The organism is Pseudomonas sp. S32, from assembly GCF_016648095.1.
In the GTDB taxonomy this organism is placed as follows: domain Bacteria; phylum Pseudomonadota; class Gammaproteobacteria; order Pseudomonadales; family Pseudomonadaceae; genus Aquipseudomonas; species Aquipseudomonas parafulva.
This window is the reverse complement of record NZ_JACVVF010000111.1, coordinates 1-415: the sequence shown is the minus strand read 5'-3', so window position 1 is coordinate 415 and position 415 is coordinate 1. Positions and strand designations below refer to the sequence as shown.

Annotated in this window: 1 protein-coding gene; it reads left to right on the top strand. The window is 61.4% G+C overall.

Annotation, left to right across the window (positions count from 1 at the left end):
* Positions 1–415 (top strand): Ig-like domain-containing protein (locus IAE38_RS23680; RefSeq protein WP_201219582.1); only part of this gene is annotated, 415 nt, incomplete at both ends.

Below are 415 nucleotides of genomic sequence, written 5' to 3'. Positions count from 1 at the left end.
CACCTTTAGCATCACGCTGAATCCAGCCCAAGCCAACGGCGAATTGCTGGATGTGGTCGCCATCGAAAACGGCCTGTCTTCACTCCCCGCCCAAGTCACGGCACCTGACATCACCGCGCCAGATGCGCCAACCCAACTTACGATAAGCGCTGACGGTACTCTGGTGACCGGTCGTGCAGAGCCCGGCAGCACCGTGCGTGTAACCACTGCCGACGGCACGCAACTCGGCACCGCACTGGTAGGACCAACGGGCATTTTCAACATAACCCTCAGCCCGCCACAGGTAGACGGCGAAGTGCTGCGCGCCACTGCCACTGATGCTGCTGGCAATACTTCCGAAGCCAGTACGCTTACGGCGCCTGATATCGACGGCGTCGATACCACGCCACCAGCTGCCCCGGTGGATCTGGCGATC